The organism is Methylobacterium sp. XJLW (assembly GCF_003254375.1).
In the GTDB taxonomy this organism is placed as follows: domain Bacteria; phylum Pseudomonadota; class Alphaproteobacteria; order Rhizobiales; family Beijerinckiaceae; genus Methylobacterium; species Methylobacterium fujisawaense.
Genome location: NZ_CP016429.1, coordinates 3805182 through 3822311 on the forward strand (window position 1 = coordinate 3805182; position 17130 = coordinate 3822311).

Annotated in this window: 15 protein-coding genes; 8 read left to right on the forward strand and 7 right to left on the reverse strand. The window is 69.8% G+C overall.

Features of this window, described 5'->3' with window-relative positions; translation table 11 throughout:
• Window positions 1-239 precede the first annotated feature (239 nt).
• From A3862_RS17650 to A3862_RS17675, 6 genes are all read left to right on the forward strand, one after another.
• The gene (locus A3862_RS17650; RefSeq protein ID WP_043380019.1) at window positions 240-1301 is read left to right on the forward strand and encodes an ABC transporter ATP-binding protein; all 1062 of its coding nucleotides are present in this window, start codon (window positions 240-242) and stop codon (window positions 1299-1301) included.
• Between the two features lie 71 nt (window positions 1302-1372).
• Window positions 1373-2680 (forward strand): ABC transporter substrate-binding protein, encoded by a 1308-nt coding sequence (locus A3862_RS17655; RefSeq protein ID WP_043353238.1) that lies wholly within the window; start codon window positions 1373-1375, stop codon window positions 2678-2680.
• A gap of 23 nt (window positions 2681-2703) precedes the next feature.
• Entirely contained in the window at window positions 2704-3660 is a 957-nt protein-coding gene (locus tag A3862_RS17660) for a carbohydrate ABC transporter permease (protein WP_043353236.1), read from the forward strand.
• A gap of 47 nt (window positions 3661-3707) precedes the next feature.
• Window positions 3708-4595, forward strand: a complete 888-nt coding sequence (locus A3862_RS17665; RefSeq protein ID WP_043353258.1) for a carbohydrate ABC transporter permease — start codon at window positions 3708-3710, stop codon at window positions 4593-4595.
• A 132-nt stretch (window positions 4596-4727) separates the two neighbouring features.
• Window positions 4728-6356, forward strand: a complete 1629-nt coding sequence (locus tag A3862_RS17670) for a dihydroxyacetone kinase subunit DhaK (RefSeq protein ID WP_111473853.1) — start codon at window positions 4728-4730, stop codon at window positions 6354-6356.
• A gap of 237 nt (window positions 6357-6593) precedes the next feature.
• A complete protein-coding gene (locus tag A3862_RS17675; RefSeq protein WP_205782296.1) occupies window positions 6594-7550 on the forward strand; it encodes a D-2-hydroxyacid dehydrogenase family protein in 957 nt (318 codons plus the stop codon).
• A gap of 26 nt (window positions 7551-7576) precedes the next feature.
• Here the strand turns inward: A3862_RS17675 and A3862_RS17680 are convergent, their stop codons facing one another.
• From A3862_RS17680 to A3862_RS17695, 4 genes are read right to left on the reverse strand one after another with little or no spacing between them, the layout of a single operon-like run.
• Window positions 7577-8710, reverse strand: a complete 1134-nt coding sequence (locus tag A3862_RS17680) for an ABC transporter permease (RefSeq protein ID WP_442919043.1) — start codon at window positions 8708-8710, stop codon at window positions 7577-7579.
• Entirely contained in the window at window positions 8677-9600 is a 924-nt protein-coding gene (locus A3862_RS17685; RefSeq protein ID WP_043758079.1) for an ABC transporter permease, read from the reverse strand. Before A3862_RS17685 ends, A3862_RS17680 begins: the two co-directional genes overlap by 34 nt.
• The gene (locus tag A3862_RS17690; RefSeq protein WP_043758077.1) at window positions 9597-11183 is read right to left on the reverse strand and encodes a peptide ABC transporter substrate-binding protein; all 1587 of its coding nucleotides are present in this window, start codon (window positions 11181-11183) and stop codon (window positions 9597-9599) included. Before A3862_RS17690 ends, A3862_RS17685 begins: the two co-directional genes overlap by 4 nt.
• A gap of 2 nt (window positions 11184-11185) precedes the next feature.
• The gene (locus A3862_RS17695; RefSeq protein ID WP_043353228.1) at window positions 11186-11623 is read right to left on the reverse strand and encodes a GlcG/HbpS family heme-binding protein; all 438 of its coding nucleotides are present in this window, start codon (window positions 11621-11623) and stop codon (window positions 11186-11188) included.
• 185 nt (window positions 11624-11808) lie between these two features.
• On the opposite strand from A3862_RS17695, the gene A3862_RS17700 reads away from it, so the two are divergent.
• Window positions 11809-12543: a dihydrofolate reductase family protein gene (locus A3862_RS17700; protein ID WP_043758075.1), complete on the forward strand. Its 735-nt coding sequence runs from the start codon at window positions 11809-11811 to the stop codon at window positions 12541-12543.
• Here A3862_RS17700 and A3862_RS17705 read toward each other — a convergent pair.
• Entirely contained in the window at window positions 12512-13540 is a 1029-nt protein-coding gene (locus A3862_RS17705) for an alpha/beta fold hydrolase (RefSeq protein ID WP_043758072.1), read from the reverse strand. The two genes, A3862_RS17700 and A3862_RS17705, sit on opposite strands and share 32 nt — an antisense overlap.
• Before the next feature lie 80 nt (window positions 13541-13620).
• A complete protein-coding gene (locus A3862_RS17710) occupies window positions 13621-14685 on the reverse strand; it encodes a WcbI family polysaccharide biosynthesis putative acetyltransferase (protein WP_043758069.1) in 1065 nt (354 codons plus the stop codon).
• A gap of 746 nt (window positions 14686-15431) precedes the next feature.
• Here A3862_RS17710 and A3862_RS17715 point away from each other — a divergent pair.
• A complete protein-coding gene (locus A3862_RS17715; protein WP_236961363.1) occupies window positions 15432-16160 on the forward strand; it encodes a hypothetical protein in 729 nt (242 codons plus the stop codon).
• A gap of 72 nt (window positions 16161-16232) precedes the next feature.
• Here A3862_RS17715 and A3862_RS17720 read toward each other — a convergent pair whose 3' ends face one another.
• Window positions 16233-17087 (reverse strand): LysR family transcriptional regulator, encoded by an 855-nt coding sequence (locus A3862_RS17720; RefSeq protein WP_043758065.1) that lies wholly within the window; start codon window positions 17085-17087, stop codon window positions 16233-16235.
• Window positions 17088-17130: the final 43 nt, after the last annotated feature.

Consider the following 17130-nt stretch of genomic DNA (forward strand, 5'->3'; position numbering starts at 1 on the left):
ACGATTCCGGATCGGCCTGCCGGCAGCGAGGCCGGATCGCGGTCCCATACCATCCCCGGCGCGCCGAGACGCGACGGTTGGTTTCACCGCGGCGCCCTCGTCACGGGTACAGATCGCGTCGCCTGACAGAACGAAGATTATCTGTAGCTTTACCCAGGTCCCCGCTTGCTTTCCCCCGGCCCCTCCTTTGTACTGCCGCCCTAGAGCCGCCGATAGAGCGGCCTTGATCGGGAGGAAGCATGGCCTCGGTGGGAATCCGCGAGGTTCGCAAGGCTTTCGGGTCGACGAACGTCCTGCACGGCGTGTCCGTGGACATCCGGGACGGGGAATTCGTGATCCTGGTCGGTCCGTCGGGGTGCGGAAAATCGACGCTTCTGCGGATGATCGCCGGGCTGGAAAATATCTCCGGCGGCGAAATCCGGATCGGCGAGCGCGTCGTGAATGATGTTCCGCCGAAGGAGCGGGACATCGCCATGGTGTTCCAGAATTACGCGCTCTACCCGCATCTCACGGTCCGCGAGAACATGGCGTTCTCGATGCGGATCCGGAAGGCCGCGGCCTCCGAGATCGACCTGCGCGTGAACAAGGCGGCGCAGATCCTCGGTCTCACCCACCTGCTCGACCGTTACCCGCGCCAGCTCTCAGGCGGCCAGCGCCAGCGCGTCGCCATGGGCCGGGCGATCGTGCGCGACCCGCAGGTGTTCCTGTTCGACGAGCCGCTCTCGAATCTCGACGCCAAGCTGCGCGTGGCGATGCGCACCGAGATCAAGGAGCTGCACCAGCGCCTGAAGACGACGACCATCTACGTCACCCACGACCAGATCGAGGCGATGACCATGGCCGACCGGATCGTGGTGATGCACGACGGGGTCGTGGAGCAGATCGGGCCGCCCCTCGAACTCTACGACCGGCCCGACAACCTGTTCGTCGCGGGCTTCATCGGCTCGCCGGCCATGAATTTCGTGCCCGGGAAGGTCCGGGCGAACGGACGTCTCACCTTCACCACCGAGACCGGCCTGACGATCCCGCTTGCCGACGCCCCCTCCGGCGTCGAGGGACGCCCCCTCATCCTGGGCGTCCGGCCCGAGCATTTCGACCTCGCATCCGACGGGATCGCCGCCGAGGTGGTGGTCGTGGAGCCGACCGGATCCGAGACCATGCTGGCGGTCCGGGCCCTCGGCCAGGAGCTCACCTGCGTGCTGCGCGAGCGCGTGCGCGAGCGGCCGGGCGAGACCGTCTCCCTGCGTCCGAACCGCGTGCATTTCTTCGACGCCGAGACCGGCCGTCGCCTGCCGAACTGACCTGCATCGGGGCCGATGCGGGCGCGCGCGCGGCGCGCACCTGAAGCAGATTCACTGAGGGAGAAGAACCGATGCCCGTTCTCGACCGCCGTTCCCTCCTCGCCGGTGCCGCTGCGACCGGCCTCGCCGGCGGCGACCTCCTCGGCTTCGCCCGGGCCTGGGCGCAGAGCACCGAGTGGAAGCCCGAGCCCGGCGCCAGCCTGTCGCTCCTGCGCTGGAAGCGCTTCGTGCCGAGCGAGGACGAGGCGTTCATGAAGATGGTCGACGCCTTCACCAAGGCGACGGGCGTCAAGGTCACGGTGACCAACGAATCCTTCGACGACATCCAGCCCAAGGCATCGGTGGCCGCCAATACCGGACAGGGCCCCGACATGGTCTGGGGCCTGTTCTCGTTCCCGGCACTCTTCCCCGACAAGTGCCTGCCGCTGGAGGACGTGGCGGACGCGCTCGCCAAGAAATACGGGCCCTGGTTCCCGTCGGCGGAGGCCTACGGCAAGGTCAAGGGCAAGTGGATCGCGATCCCCGTCGCCTTCAACGGCGGCTATCCGAACTACCGCATCTCAGCGATGAAGAAGGCCGGTTTCGACAAGTTCCCCACCGACACGGCCGGATTCCTCGAACTCTGTCGGGGCCTGAAGAAGAACAACACGCCGGCGGGCTTCGCGCTGGGTCACGCCACGGGCGACGGCAACACGTGGTGCCACTGGGCCCTCTGGTCCCACGGCGCCAACCTCGTGGACGCCAACGAGAAGATCGTGATCAACTCGCCCGAGACCGCCAAGGCGCTGGAATACGTCAAATCCCTCTACGAGACCTTCGTGCCCGGCACGGTGTCGTGGAACGACTCGTCGAACAACAAGGCGTTCCTCGCCGGCGACCTGTACCTCACCAACAACGGCATCTCGATCTACGCCGCGGCCAAGAAGGACAACCCGAAGCTCGCCGAGGACATGGACCACGCCGTCTGGCCGATCGGCCCCGCCGGCAAGCCCACCGAGTTCCAGCTCGCCTTCCCGATCCTGGCCTTCAAATACTCGAAGGTGCCGAACGCCTGTAAGGCCTTCATCAGCTTCATGATGGAGGCAGCGAACTACAATCCCTGGCTCGAAGCGGCGCAGGGCTACCTGTGCGAGCCGCTGTCGAACTACCCCAAGAACCCGATCTGGACGAGCGACCCGAAGAACGCGGTCTTCGCCGAGGCCGGCCGGCGCTCCCTCGCGGCTGGCGGCCTCGCACCGGTCAGCGAGCGCATCGCCGCGGTGCTCGCCGACTTCGTGATCGTCGACATGTTCGCGAGCCACTGCACCGGCCGTGAGGACGTGAAGGGCGCGATCAAGAACGCCGAACGCGCAGCGACCCGCATCTTCCGGAACACCTGAGCGCGGCTGCCGGAGGCGAGACCATGGCGCATTCCGCACTGACAGAGCCGGCGCCAGTCGCTGTCCCGATCCGCTCGGGCTGGCAGCGCCTGCGCGCGAGCCGCGGCTGGGCGGGCTTCTGGTTCATGCTGCCGACGGCGCTGATCCTCGGCCTGTTCCTAGCCTATCCGCTGCTGAAGGGCATCTGGCTGTCCTTCACCAACGCGCGGATCGGCCGCGAGGGCGTGTTCATCGGCCTGGAGAACTACGCGTGGCTCTGGGACGACGACGTCTTCTGGCTCTCGGTGTTCAACACCTGCCTCTATACGGCGGTGGCCTCGGTGGTGAAGTTCGGCATCGGGCTCTATCTCGCCCTGCTGCTCAACAAGAACATGCCGTTCAAGGCGATCATCCGCTCGATCGTGCTGATCCCGTTCGTGGTCCCCACCGTGCTCTCGGCCATCGCGTTCTGGTGGATCTTCGACAGTCAGTTCTCGATCATATCCTGGTCGTTGCGCCATCTCGGCGTCATCGACGGCAACATCGACTTCCTCGGTGATCCAGCGATGGCGCGAGCCTGCGTGATCTTCGCCAATATCTGGCGGGGCGTGCCGTTCATCGCCATCACGCTGCTCGCCGGCCTGCAGACGGTCTCGCCGTCCCTCTACGAGGCCGCGACCCTCGACGGCGCCTCGAACTGGCAGATCTTCTCGCGGATCACGCTTCCGCTGCTGACACCGATCATCGCCGTGGTGATGACCTTCTCGGTGCTGTTCACCTTCACCGATTTCCAGCTGATCTGGGCCATGACCCGCGGCGGACCGGTCAACGCCACGCACCTGATGGCGACGCTCTCGTACCAGCGGGGCATCCTCTCGGGGACCCTGGGGGAGGGCGCCGCCATCGCCACCGCCATGGTGCCGTTCCTGCTCGCGGCCATCGGAATCTCGTGGTTCGGCCTGCAGCGCCGGGCCTGGCAGGCCGGGGAGTCCGACCGATGAGCGCGCCCGCACCGCCCGCCCACGTCGACCCGCACCTCGCCCCCGTGATGGAGGCGCGACCGGCCGGGCTCACCGACAATTCGGAGGGGATGGCCTATCTCGAGCGCCTGCCCCGGCGGCTCGTGACCACCTACCTGCCGCTCCTCGTCATCCTCGCCGTGCTGCTGTTCCCGTTCTACTGGATGGCGCTGACGGCCATCAAACCGGACGAGCAGCTGATCGACATGGAGCGGTTCAACCCGTTCTGGGTCGTGGATCCGACGTTCAAGCACATTCACAAGCTGCTGTTCGAGACGCAGTATCCGCGCTGGCTCTGGAACACGATGTACGTGTCGGTGGCGGCGACCGTGCTGTCGTTGTTCGCCAGCGTGCTCGCCGCCTATGCCTGCGTCCGCGTGCGCTACCGGGGCGCGGGCTGGGTCGGCGCGGCGATCTTCCTCGCCTACCTCGTGCCGCCCTCGATCCTGTTCATCCCGCTGGCCACGATCGTGCAGGCCTACGGCCTGTTCGACTCGCCGATCGCCCTCATCCTCGCCTACCCGACGATCCTGATCCCGTTCTCGACGTGGCTCCTGATGGGCTACTTCAAGACCATCCCGTACGAGCTGGAGGAATGCGCGCTGATGGACGGCGCCAGCCGGTGGCAGATCCTCACCAAGATCATCCTGCCGCTGGCCTTCCCGGGGCTGATCTCGGCCGGGATCTTCTCTCTGACGCTGTGCTGGAACGAGTTCATCTACGCGCTGACCTTCCTGTCCTCGACACAGAACAAGACGGTGCCCATCGCCGTCGTGAGCGAATTCGTGGACGGCGACGTCTACAAGTGGGGCTCGCTGATGGCCGGCGCGCTGCTCGGCTCGCTGCCGCTGGTGATCCTCTACTCGTTCTTCGTCGAGTACTACGTGTCGGCGCTCACAGGCGCCGTGAAGGAGTGACGGAGGCCGGCTCGACGCCTCCATCATCGCGAACGGCGTGACGAGGCCGTTGCCTGGGCGACCGGATTGCGCCGACACTGCGTGCGGATCCGCCGACCCAGAATCGGTGACCGCCCCATCGAAGGTCACGCCATGGCCCATGTCATCGACGCCCGCGCAACCCTGGTCAACGACGCCCTCGACGGCCTGCTGGCAGCCAGCGGCGGGCGCCTTGCGCGGCTCGAGGGCGATCCCGGGATCCGCGTGATCCTGCGCGCCGTCCCGGAGCCCGGAAAGGTCGCGGTGGTTTCCGGTGGCGGCTCCGGTCACGAGCCGGCCCATGCCGGTTTCGTGGGGCCGGGTCTGCTGAGCGCGGCCGTCTGCGGGGACGTCTTCGCCTCGCCGAGCGTCGACGCGGTGCTGGCCGGGATCCTCGCGGTGACGGGACCCGCCGGCTGCCTGCTCGTGATCAAGAACTATGCGGGCGACCGGCTGAATTTCGGTCTCGCCGCCGAGCGGGCCCGGGCGCTGGGCCATAAGGTCGAGACCGTGATCGTCGCCGACGACATCGCCCTGCCGGATGCCAAGCAGCCGCGCGGCGTCGCCGGAACGCTGTTCGTCCACAAGGCGGCGGGTCATGCTGCGGAAGCCGGGGAATCGCTCGAAACCGTTGCGGCGCTTGCCCGCCGGGCGGCCGAAGCGGCGAAGTCGCTCGGCATCGCGGTCTCGACCTGCACGATCCCCGGTTCGCCGCGCAGCGAGCGATTGGCGGAGGGTCAGGCCGAGCTCGGCCTCGGCATCCACGGGGAGCCGGGCGTGGAACGCATCACCCTGCCGAGGGCCAGCGATCTCGCCCACATGATGGCCGACAAGCTTTCGCGGGCGATCGCGGGTGCCGACCGTCTGGCCCTCCTTGTGAACAATCTCGGCTCCGCCTCAGCCCTGGAGATGCAGATCCTCACGCGGGCGGTGCTCGCCACCGATCTGGGCCGGCGCGTCCGTCTGCTGCTCGGTCCGGCGCCGCTGATGACGGCGCTGGACATGCACGGCGCCTCGCTGTCGGTCCTCCCGCTCGACGATGCGCTGGAGCGGGCCCTGTCGGAGCCCGTGCCGGTCGCGGCCTGGCCGGCGGCAGTCCGGATCGCGCCGCCGATCCTACGGCCGGTGCCGGAGGGGCTTGCGGGTGAGACTTTCACACCGTCGCACGACGCCGTCACGGGGGCTCGCATCGCTGCCGTCACAAAGGCGCTGATCGAGGCTGAGGAGACCCTCAACGGTCTCGATGCCAAGGTCGGCGATGGCGATGCAGGGACGACCTTCGCGGGGGCCGCGCGCGCCGTACGGGCTGAGTTCGACCGACTGCCGCTAGCCGATCCGGCCGCCCTGTGCCGGGCCCTGGCCGAGCGGATCGGCCGCGCCGTCGGCGGATCGAGCGGTGTGCTCGGCTCGATCTTCTTCGCCGCGACGGCCTCGGCCCTTGCCGACGGGGCCGCATGGCCCACGGCGCTCGGGCAGGGCGTCGCGCGCGTCCAGAACCATGGCGGCGCTCAGGCCGGCGACCGCACCCTGCTCGACGCGCTGATTCCCGCCGTCGAGGCCTTGAGGAGTGGAGACCTGACCGCCGCCGCGGCGGCGGCCCGAGCCGGTGCCGAAGCCACGGCCCGCATGACCCGCGCCGGCGCCGGCCGCTCGAGCTACCTGGCTATGGGCGATCTCGTCGGTATTCAGGATCCCGGCGCCGCCGGCGTCGCGGTGGCGTTCGCAGCATTGGCCGAGGCCTAGGAGCCGTCCGCGTCTCCTCCGCGATCCCGCCGGCCGAATGTCGGGAGAGCCCCGACAGGGGGGATCTCTCATACTGGCCGCCCGCCCCGAAGGCCTGGTCGATCCCGGGCTCCGGGCTGGACGGCGCGGTCGTGGCGTGACGGGCTCGCTTGACCGCGGCGCAGTTTCGAAGAGCCGACGTCGTGTCATCGATCGGACTTCGTTGACGCTCTGCCCACCGAGGCCTACCCCATCGCCATGCGCACCTGCCTCATCCTCGACGATTACCAGCAGGCAGCCCTCGCGCTCACAGACTGGACTCGCCTCGCCGATCACGTCGCCGTCTCGGCCATCGCCGAGCACATTCCGGATGCGGATGCCCTCGTGGCGCGGATCGCGCAGGCGGAGATCCTTGTGATCATGCGGGAGCGCACGCCGTTCCCCGCAGCCCTGCTGGAGCGGCTGCCCCGGCTTCAGCTGCTCGTCACCAGCGGCATGCGCAACCTCGCGATCGACCTTGCGGCCGCCCGGGCGCGCAACGTGGTCGTCTGCGGCACGGATTCGAGTCCGACGCCGCCGACGGAGCTGACCTGGGCGCTGATCCTTGGACTGGCGCGTCACGTGGCGTCTGAGGGCCGGGCCATGCGCGAGGGGGGGCCCTGGCAGAGCACGATCGGAACCGATCTCGCGGGCGCCACCCTCGACATTCTCGGGCTCGGCAAGATCGGGACGCGGGTGGCCCAGATCGGGCGATCCTTCGGCATGCGGGTGATCGCCTGGAGCCCGAACCTCGATGAGGCCCGCGCGGCCGCCGCGGGGGTCGAGCGGGCAGCCTCGAAGGAGGCGCTGCTGGAGGCGAGCGATATCGTCACGATCCACCTCGTGCTGGGCGATCGGACGCGCGGCCTCCTGGGGCCGGCCGAGTTGCGCCGCATGCGGCGCGACGCGTTCCTCGTGAACACCTCACGGGCGCCGATCATCGATCAGGACGCCCTGGTGCGGGCCCTGGACGAGGGCTGGATCGCCGGCGCGGGCCTCGACGTCTTCGAGACCGAGCCGCTGCCAGTTGACAGCCCGTTCCGCCGCCTGCCGAACGTGCTGGCATTGCCGCATCTCGGCTACGTGTCGCGCAACAATTACCGGACGTTCTTCACCCAGGCCGTCGAGGACATCGAAGCCTGGCTCGCCGGTGCCCCGATCCGGCAGCTGGGCTGAGGTCGAGGAAGCCGCCGACCGCGGCATCAGTCTCCGCGGGGGTCCAGCGCATCCGCTAGGCCGTCGCCGATCAGGTTGAGGGCCACCAGGGTCGCGATCAGGAAGGCGGCCGGGGCCGCGAGCATGTGGGGCGCCCCCTCGATGGAACGGGCGCCTTCGGCGATCAGGACGCCCCAGCTCGTCTGCGGCTCCTGCACCCCGAGCCCGAGGAAGGACAGGAAACTCTCCAGCAGGATCACCTGCGGCACCAGCAGCGTGGCGGTCACCGCCACCGGACCGAGGGTGTTGGGCACGATGTGCCGGAGGATGATGCGGGGTGTGCCGAGGCCGAGCGCCCGTGCAGCGCGGACGAAATCGCGCTCGCGCAGCGACAGGGTCACGGCGCGCACCACCCGGGCCATGTCGAGCCATTCCACCGCGGCGATCGCCACCAGCATGAGCAGCAGGCTCGGGCGGAAGAACACCAGCAGGAGGATCACGAAGAACACGAAGGGCAGGGCGTACAGCACGTCGACGCCGCGCATCATCACGGCATCGACGGCGCCCCCGATGAAACCCGCGGTGGCACCGTAGGCGACGCCGATGAGCAGGGCGACGAGGCTGGCGGCGAGCCCGATCGCCAGCGAGATCCGGCCGGCGACAAGGCAGCGGGTCAGCAGGTCGCGGCCCTGGATGTCGGTGCCGAGGAGGAAGTGCAGGCGCCGGATCGGCACCGCGACGACGAGGCTCCGACCGCCGTCGCGCTCGTCCAGGATGTCGGGGGATCCGAAAAGCGCCGAGCGCGGCAGATAGGCCAGACTGCGCCGATCGACGCCCGCGTCGGACCCGAGGGTGAGCCGCAGCGTGTCGCCGTCGCGTGCGACTGCGTCGAGCCGGACCCGCATCCGGAAGGCGAGGCGCTCAAGCGCCGGCCGGAGATGCTCGGCATCGGGCTGTGCGGTGAGGCCGGCCGGGAGCTGACGCAGGTCCGGATAGGCGCGCTCCGGATCGTGGCCGGTGAGCCCCTGACCGATCAGGCAGGCGAGGGCGATCAGGATCAGCACGGCGAGGGCCGCCACGGCGGTGCGTTCCCGGGCGAAGCGGAGAACGGCGCGCCGGGCCGGCCCCGGAGCCGCGGCGGTGACGGTCAAGACGCCGCCCGGAGGCGCGGGTCGAGCCATGCGCAGGCGAGGTCGGCGGCGAGGTTGAGGGCGATGACCAGTCCGGCGACCAGCAGCACCGTGCCCATCACCAGCGTGTAGTCCCGGTTGAGCGCGCCCTCGACGAAGTAGCGGCCGATCCCCGGCAGGCCGAAGATCGTCTCCACCACCACCGAGCCGGTGAGCAGGGACGCGGCCAGCGGCCCGAGATAGGCCACAACCGGGAGGAGCGCGCCCCGCAGGGCGTGGCGGGTGACGCGGGCCGGCGGCAGGCCGAGGCTGCGCATGGTGCGGACCGGCTGCGTCCGCAGGGTCTCGGCCAGCGAGGTCCGGGTCAGCCGGGCCAGGGCACCGACCTGCGGCAGGGCCAGCGTCACGACCGGCAGGACCAGGTGGCTCGGGGCGCCGTCGTTCCAGCCTCCCAGCGGCAGCCAGCGCAGCGTCAGCCCGAAGGCGATCTGGAGCAGGGGCGCGACCACGAAGCTCGGCAGCGAGAGGGTCAGGGCCGCACCGACGCCCAGGAGCCGATCGATGACGCCGCCGCGCCGGAGCGCCGCCGCGATCCCGAGCCCGACGCCGAGCGCGGTGGCCAGCACGAGGGCGAGGGCGCCCAGCGTCGCGGAGACCGGGAGGCCCCGGGCGATCAGATCCAGGACGCTCTGGTCGCGGAACGCGAAGGAGGGGCCCAGGTCGCCCCGCACCAGCGCCGCGAGATAGCTGCCGAACTGCGCGACGAGCGGCCGGTCGAGGCCGTACACCCGGCGCAGGTTCTCCATGGCGGCGGGCGCCAGCGGCCGCTCCAGGTCGAACGGTCCGCCCGGGGCCAGCCGCATCAGGAAGAAGCTGACGGTCACCACGGCGAGCAGCGTCGGCACCGCCTGGAGCAGGCGGCGCAGGATGAAGCGGATCACGCGTCGAGCCTCAGGAACCGCGTCGGCGCGGCGTTGCGCAGGTTCGGATGGTAGCCGTGCAGCCGCGGCGCGATCAGCGCCTTGGAGCGGTAATGCATCAGCGGGATCCAGGGCAGTTCGCGCAGGGCGATGGCCTCCGCGTCGTAGAGCAGGCCGGCCCGTCGGGTGAGGTCGCGCTCGGCGGCCGCCTGCGCCATCAGGGTGTCGTAGGCGGCATCCGACCAATGGCCGGCATTCATGCCGTCATTTCCGCTCTGGAGCAGGAACAGGAAGTTCTGCGGGTCTGAATAGTCGGCGAGCCAGCTCATGCGGGCGACGTCGAAATCGCCGCCGTCGCGCAGGTGGGCGAAATGCGTCTTGGCGTCGGTGTAGACGAAGCGGGTCCTAATCCCGAGGTCGCGCCACATGTCGCCGAGCGCCACCGCGACGGTGCGGTTGTTGTCGCTGATGTTGAACCGGTACTCCAGGGTGAGGGGGCGGTCCGGGCCGAAGCCCGCTTCGGCGAGCAGTCGGCGCGCCTCCGCCTCGTGGTCGATCGGCAGGCCGCGGCGGCCCTCGGTCTCGGGCGGCGTCCGGTAATTGTCGAGGCCGGGCGGACATAGGGAATAGGCGGGACTCATGGTGCCGCTGTTGAGCCCGTCGGCCAAGTATTCCCGGTCGATCACGAGCGACAGCGCCTGTCGGACGCGCCTGTCCGAGAACGGCGCCTTGCGGGTGTTCACCACCAGCGCCGCCAGTCCCAGCAAGGGTCCGAGCACAACCTGTGTTCCGAAACGGCGACGCAGGTCGGCGATCTGGTCGACGGGCAGGTCGGAGAGCGAGTCGATCTCGCCGGCGGCGTAGCGGCGCACGGCCGATGCGATGTCGGGCGTCGGCAGGAAGGCGACCCGGCGGATCGCGAGGCTCGCCGCATCCGGATGGTGCGGGTTGGCCTCCAGCGTGATAGCGCCGCCCGGCACGCGGTCGGCGAGCCGATAGGGCCCGTTCGTCACGAGGTTTCCCGGCCGGGTGAAACTGTCGCCGTAGCGTTCGACCGAGGCGCGGTGGACCGGCAGGGCGGTCTGATGGGTGAGGAGTTCCAGGATGTAGGGCGTCGGCTGTTCCAGGGTGATCGCGAGCCGCAGCGGCGCCTCCGCGACCACGCCCAGGGCGTCGGCCGGCTTCTCGCCGCGGTTCACGGCGGCGGCGTTGCGGATCGGGAACAGGATCTCGGCGTATTTCGCCGCCGTGGCCGGATCGAGCATCCGGCGGAGCGAGTAGACGAAATCCTCCGCGGTGACCGGCTCGCCATTCGACCAGCGACCGTCGGGCCGCAGGTCGAAATGCAGGGTCGCGCCGTCGTCCGAGACGGTCCAGGCGCGTGCGGCGCCCGGGATGATGGCGCCGCAATTGTCGTAGGTGAGCAGCCCGTCGCCGAGGTCGCGCAGGATATGCGCCTCCGCGACCGTGGACGAGCGGTGCGGGTCGAGGGTCTCGGGATCGGCGTCGTTGCCGCGGCGGTAGAGCGCCTCGGCCGCGCGGGCGGGCGGCACGGCCGAGAGGGCCATCGCGCCGGCCAGCCAGTCGCGCCGACGCAGGCGCATGGTCAGGCGCCGGTTTCCGGCTTCAGGCCGGCGGCTTCGATGCCGGCCACCGCGCAGATCTCGTCGTTGTCGGAGGTGTCGCCGGAAATGCCGACCGCGCCGAGGAGCCGTCCCTCACCGGACCGGATCAGCACGCCGCCGGGCACCGGCACGAGGGCGGCGGGGCCGGCCAGATGGGTCACGGCGGCGACGAAATAGGGCTGCTGCTCCGCCCGAGCGTGGATCGCCCGGGAGCCGAGACCCAGCGCCAGCGCGCCGTTGGCCTTGCCGCTCGCGATCTCGGCCCGGCGCAGGGAGGTCCCGTCCTCGACCGCGGCCGCCTTGAGGGCGCCGCGGGCATCGTAGACGACGACGGCCAGAGGCTTGAGAGTCCGTGTCCGCGCCTCCCGCAGGGCGGTGTCGACGATGGTGCGGGCGGCCTCGAGGGTCAGGTCGATCATTGGAATCCAACACGGACGCCGCTCCCGGCGGCCGCCGCATTCTTACGGACCGGGGCGCGCCGGGTCCACAGACGCGGATCGCTGCGGCGTTCGATCCCGCGCGCCGCCCTGGGCCGAAGGGACGATCCGCCTAGTTTCGCGGGTGTTCGCGGGGGGAGCCCCGGCGCGCTGATCGAGGATCGTCCATGGCATCCGCCGAACGCCCATACGTGATCTGTCACATGACCTCGTCGGTCGACGGCCGGATCAAGGTGCGCCGCTGGAAGACGCTGGATGCCGACAGCCATTACGAGCGCGTCCACGGCGAGCTGAAGGGCGATGCCTGGATGTGCGGGCGCGTGACGATGCAGGGCTATGCCGACAGCGCCGATCCGTTGCCGGAGCCGGTCCGGGACGACGGCGTTCCGGTCCCGCGGACGGATCATGTCGCCCGCCGCGACGCGCCGGGCTACGCCGTGGCCCTCGATGCGCGCGGACGTCTGGATTGGGGCGCGCGCAATACCATCGAGGGGGACCATGTGGTGGTGGTGCTCACCGAATCCGTGCCGGATCCGCATCTGCGCGCGCTCCGGGCCGGCGGCCAGTCCTACCTGTTCGCGGGCGAGCGGACCGTCGACTTCGCCCTGGCGGCGACGAAGCTGCGCACGCTGTTCGGGATCGAGCGGCTCCTCGTCGAGGGCGGCGGCCACATCAACGGCTCGATGCTGAAAGCCGGGATCATCGACGAACTGAGCCTGCTCCTGGTGCCCGCCGTCGATGGCCTGACCGGGACGCCCGCGGTGTTCGACTTCGCCGGCGAGGAGGCGGACACGATGGGCAGCCGCCGCAAGCTCGACCTGACGGCCTGCGAGCGCCTTTCCGACGGCGTGGTGTGGCTGCGCTACCGGATCACGCCGGTCGAGCCGCCGGCAGCCGGATGATGCTCGCCAGGAACGCGTCGTAGCCGGCCGCGACCGCCGCCGGCTGCTCGAAATGCGGGAATGCGCCGGTCGGCAGGGTCTCGACGCGCCAGTTGGGCCGGTCGGCGACACGCGGCGCCAGCCGGTAATCGACGAAGTCGCCGCGCGTGCCGTGCACCATCCAGACCGGAAGGCGCAGGCGCTCGTAGAGACGCGTCGCGTCGGTGGGGAACAGGTGACCGGCGATGAAGCACCAGGGGGCGTGCTCGGCGCCGGGCTGGTGCGCCGACGCGTAATCATAGGCGAGCAGACCCTCGTCGATGGCGGACGAGCCGAAGGTCTTCTGCAGGAAGAAGCGCATGCTCGGCCGCGTGACCAGGGCATCGAACAGCGGCCGGCCCAGGGGCGGCCGGTCGAGGGCGTCGCGCAGCCAGTCGCGGCCGCGATGACCGTCCGGGGGACCGTCCCCCGAGAGCCGCCCATCGAATCCCGTCGGGCTGATCAGCGCGAGGCTGCGATAGGCATCCGACCGTTCCAGGCTGGCCCGCGCGAGATACGAGGCCGACAGTGAGACAGCCAGGGCATCGATCGCCCAGCCGCCGTGCCGGTGCCGGATCTCATCGACCGCGGCGTGGATCGCTTCCACCATCAGCCGCGGCGTGTACCAGCGGCGCGACCGTTCCGAGAAGCCGAAACCCGGCAGGTCCAGGGCGTAGACAGGCCGCGTGCCGCGGTAGCGCAGATAGAGCGGCCGCACCTCGTAGGCGTTGGCCGCGGCGTTGATGGAATGGATCAGCAGGAGCGGCACGCCCTCGGCCTCGGTCGACCCGTAGAGCGAGATCTCGCCGGCGCGTCGGGTCCGGAGCCGTTCGTGCCGCCCCGGCAGGGCGGGCGGCAGGCGCATCCGCCGGTTCACCGCGAGCCCGCTCCAGCCGGCCAGGGCCGCGGCCGAGCCGACGAGCGTCAGGGCCGCCGCGGCCGCGAAGCGACCGGCGCTGTGCCGGGACTGAGAGCCCATCGAACCACCTCGACGTCCATCCCGCAGCCGCGGGCCGTGCGCGACAACGCCGGGACCGATGGGAAGTGCCCGCCTGAACCTTAAGACGCGTGTCCGGCGAGGCTGCCGGCGCTCAGGGCCGGGGCCCGGCTCTCCGACCGCGCCGGCGCCGCGTCGCGCCCGGCGGCCTCACGCAGGAAATCCACCGTCGGCGGGTCGCTGAGCCAGCCCTGGACACGCTGCGAGATCAGAAGCTTGCGCTCGCGCCGGTCGTAATTCGCGTAGGAGGCGGCGACGAACTCGGCCCGGCTCATCGTGCGCGCGGGACCGGACCGGCGCGTCTCCGCCTTGAAGAACAGGGCGCTGCCGGGCACGCCGTAATGCTGGGCGATCTCCGGATAGACCGGCCAGCTGCCCTGACCGCCGAGATCGTCCGGAAGGAACGCGTCGAGATCGCATTCCTCGAACGGTACGCCGGCCCGGGTCAGCAGGCCCCGGGCGAGGTCGGCGACGACGTAGAGCTTCGTGTGGTTGATCGAGTGCATGAAGCAGCCCCGGCGCGCCCAGCGCGTGAGGTGCGTGTCCAGATCGTACCCGGCCTGGACGCCGAGCCCGCGCAGATACGAAACCGACTCGTCCCAGAGATTGAAATACCCGAGGCGCTCGAAGACCGGCTCGGAGAACAGGCGCAGCGCCTGCGCCTGCGAGAATCCGGAGAGGTAGGCGAACAGCGTGATCGCCGAGTGCGAATGCCCCATCGGCCCCGAGATCAGGCCGTTGAGCGTGACGGAATCCTGCACGCCCACATGGACGAGATCCGGATGATAGGCGCTGAACACGATGGTGGGGATCAACCGCACCTTCGGGTGCGTCCGCAGCGTGTCGATCGTGCCGCCGCCCTTGAACCGGGGCAGGTAGATGCTGCTGAAGACGTGGTCGTAGCCGTCCGCATGCGCCATCAGGTCCGCGAGACGCGGGAACCGGCGGGCCGCCGTAAAGGCCGACACGAAATCCACCCGCGCCTCGGGCAGCAGGTAGCGCATCGTCTTGGCGATGGACCCCGCTTGGCAGACGCCGATCACGAGGATGCGCGGCGATCCGGTCCGCTTCTTCCCGAACTGCGCGAGCCGGTGCCGCGCGCGCCAGAGGCTATCGACGGTCAACATTCGGCCTCTCTCGCATGTCCGCGGGCTGCGGGCAAACGCAGCCTTCGCCCACCCATCGGACGAGGGAATCGGCGGTGTTTGCCGGACGAAAGGCACCGTCGTCCCCGGCCACCGGGTCGCCCGATCACCGGGCCGCGGACCGCCGCATGGCATCCACCGGGTGTCCACGGCACAGGCGCACCGCGCATCCTGTGAATCGGGACGCCTCATGGCATGATGGGGCATGCCTTGGCATGACCGCCGAGAACTGCGTGTCATCCACTCCATGTTTCAGTATAAAAATAGAAAACCCTGTTGCGTTACAGGCCTATTGTCTTCGCACATCGTCGCCGACACCGTGGAAAGGCGCGGGCACGGCCAGAATAGACTTGACACCTTCAAGTGTTTGAGTGCACGTAAGAATTAACGGAGCATGAAGCTCGCGGATTGGGTGCCGGTGGTCATGAGGACCGCGTGGCGCCCGAGAGCCGAGGCGTTTCCCGCTTGCATCCCCGCCACTCCGCCTAACCGGCATCACGGACCGGCGCGTCCAGTTCTGAACGGGCCGCCCCGCGCCGCCGGCCGCCTACGGCATGACCCGGCAGGCGCGACCGCTGACGCGCTTGGTCGCGCCGCGCGGCGACACCGCAGCTCGGCCCGGCCTTGCCGGGCGTCGCCGCGCCGGTTGCCGGTCCGGACGGCATTCGCCCGCTGTACCGCCGGCACGTCTGTCTGCCGGCGCAGCACGCTGAGGCACGCCGCTCACGTTGAGCGGCGATGGGAGCGCATCGGCTCGAAGAGATGGAGACCGCGCGATGGATTACATACCTCCCCTGGCTGCCGTCACGGCTGCCACCCAGAAAGCGAACCACGCCGAAGAACTCGGGCTGACGACAGCGAAGACGGCGCCGGCCGCCGTCTCGGCTGCACCGGATCCCCGGTCCATCTACACGCTCTCGCCGGAGGCGGCCGGCGCCGTCTTCGCGCTGGCCGAAACCCAGATCCGGGCGATCGACGTCATGCCGTTCGATCCGCCGGATCGGCGCGGCAGCCAGATTGCCGCGGCGGCCATGGCGACGGTCACGGCGACGACGCCTGTCGTCTCTCCGGAAACGACGAAGACGATCGGCGCCGCCAACCGCAACTGGAGCGAGGATGTCCGGCTGGATCACAGTCCATCCCGCATCGTGGGAACCGACACGGTCGTTCAGTATGACAATCCCCGGGTCATGGCAGCCTGGAGCGCGGCCTTTCCGGACGTGGCTGGCCGGAAGTTCCGGGGCGCACACCTGTCCGATACGGACCTCCGCTCGGCCCTTCGCCAGTTGGAGATCGATATCGGCTTCCACGGGCCGGAGCGGGAGGTCTACGTTCTGTGCAACAGCGCGCATTTCGAAAGCATCAGTCAGGACAACCCGAAGACGCACTTCAATTGGATCGATGTCGACAACGACGACATCGTTGTGTTCTGGCCGAAATCCGGTGACGAAGCGTAGATCCTGGCATGCGGCGGCGCTGGGCTTCACCGTCGTGGTCGATCGGCTTTCCCTCGCCGATCGATCGCAGGCTCAGAGCGCCGGCAGAACGGACCGGACATGGGCGGCGAAGGCCCGCGTGAGCGGAGTGGCATGCGCTCCATCCATGCGGATCGTCAGACCGATGCGCGGCAGCGCCGGCAATCCGCTGCTGCGGGTCAGGATGCGCAGATCGGGCGGGACGGCAGCGCGGGTCAGGACCGCCACGGCCTGCTCGGAGCGCGTCACGGCCAGCAGGCCCGACAGGCTGCCGCTCGCGTAGGCGATCCGGTATGGGCGCCCCGCCTTGTCGAGGGCGGCCCGCGCCGCCCGATGATCGAGGGTATCGGGATCGCCGAGGGCGAGCGGCAGCGGGTCGGGCCAAGCCGCGGGCGCACCGCGCGGCGCGACCCAGACGAGTTCCTCGTGCCGGAGGATCTCCCCCTCGGCCGAGCGGGCAACGGAGACCAGCGCCAGATCGAGTCCACCGCGTTGCCATCGCTCCTCCAGACGGGGCGTCGCGGCGCAGACCACCGCGATCGCCGCCGCGGGGTGTCGGGGTGCGAAGCCGCGCAGCAGGGCCGGCAGGAACGCCTGCGCATAATCGTCCGGACAGCCGATCCGCAGCGTGCCGGTGAGACTCCGTCCGGACAATTCAGCCAGGGCGTCGTCGTGCGCGGACAGGATCCGGCGCGCATGAACCAGAAGGCGCTCCCCCTGCACCGTCAGGGAGACCCCGCGCCCCGTCCGCCGCAGAAGCGGCTGCGCGACGAGATCCTCCAGGCGCTTCATCTGCATGCTGAGGGCGGCCTGACTGCGGCTGACCCGCTCCGCCGCCCGGCTCAGGGCGCCGGTCTCCGCCACCGCGGCGAAGCTGCGCAGAAGATCGATGTCGAGGCTGTGAGCCATAAGAACCTCTGAACTCTCGGTTCAGAACGATAAGCTTTTCTGC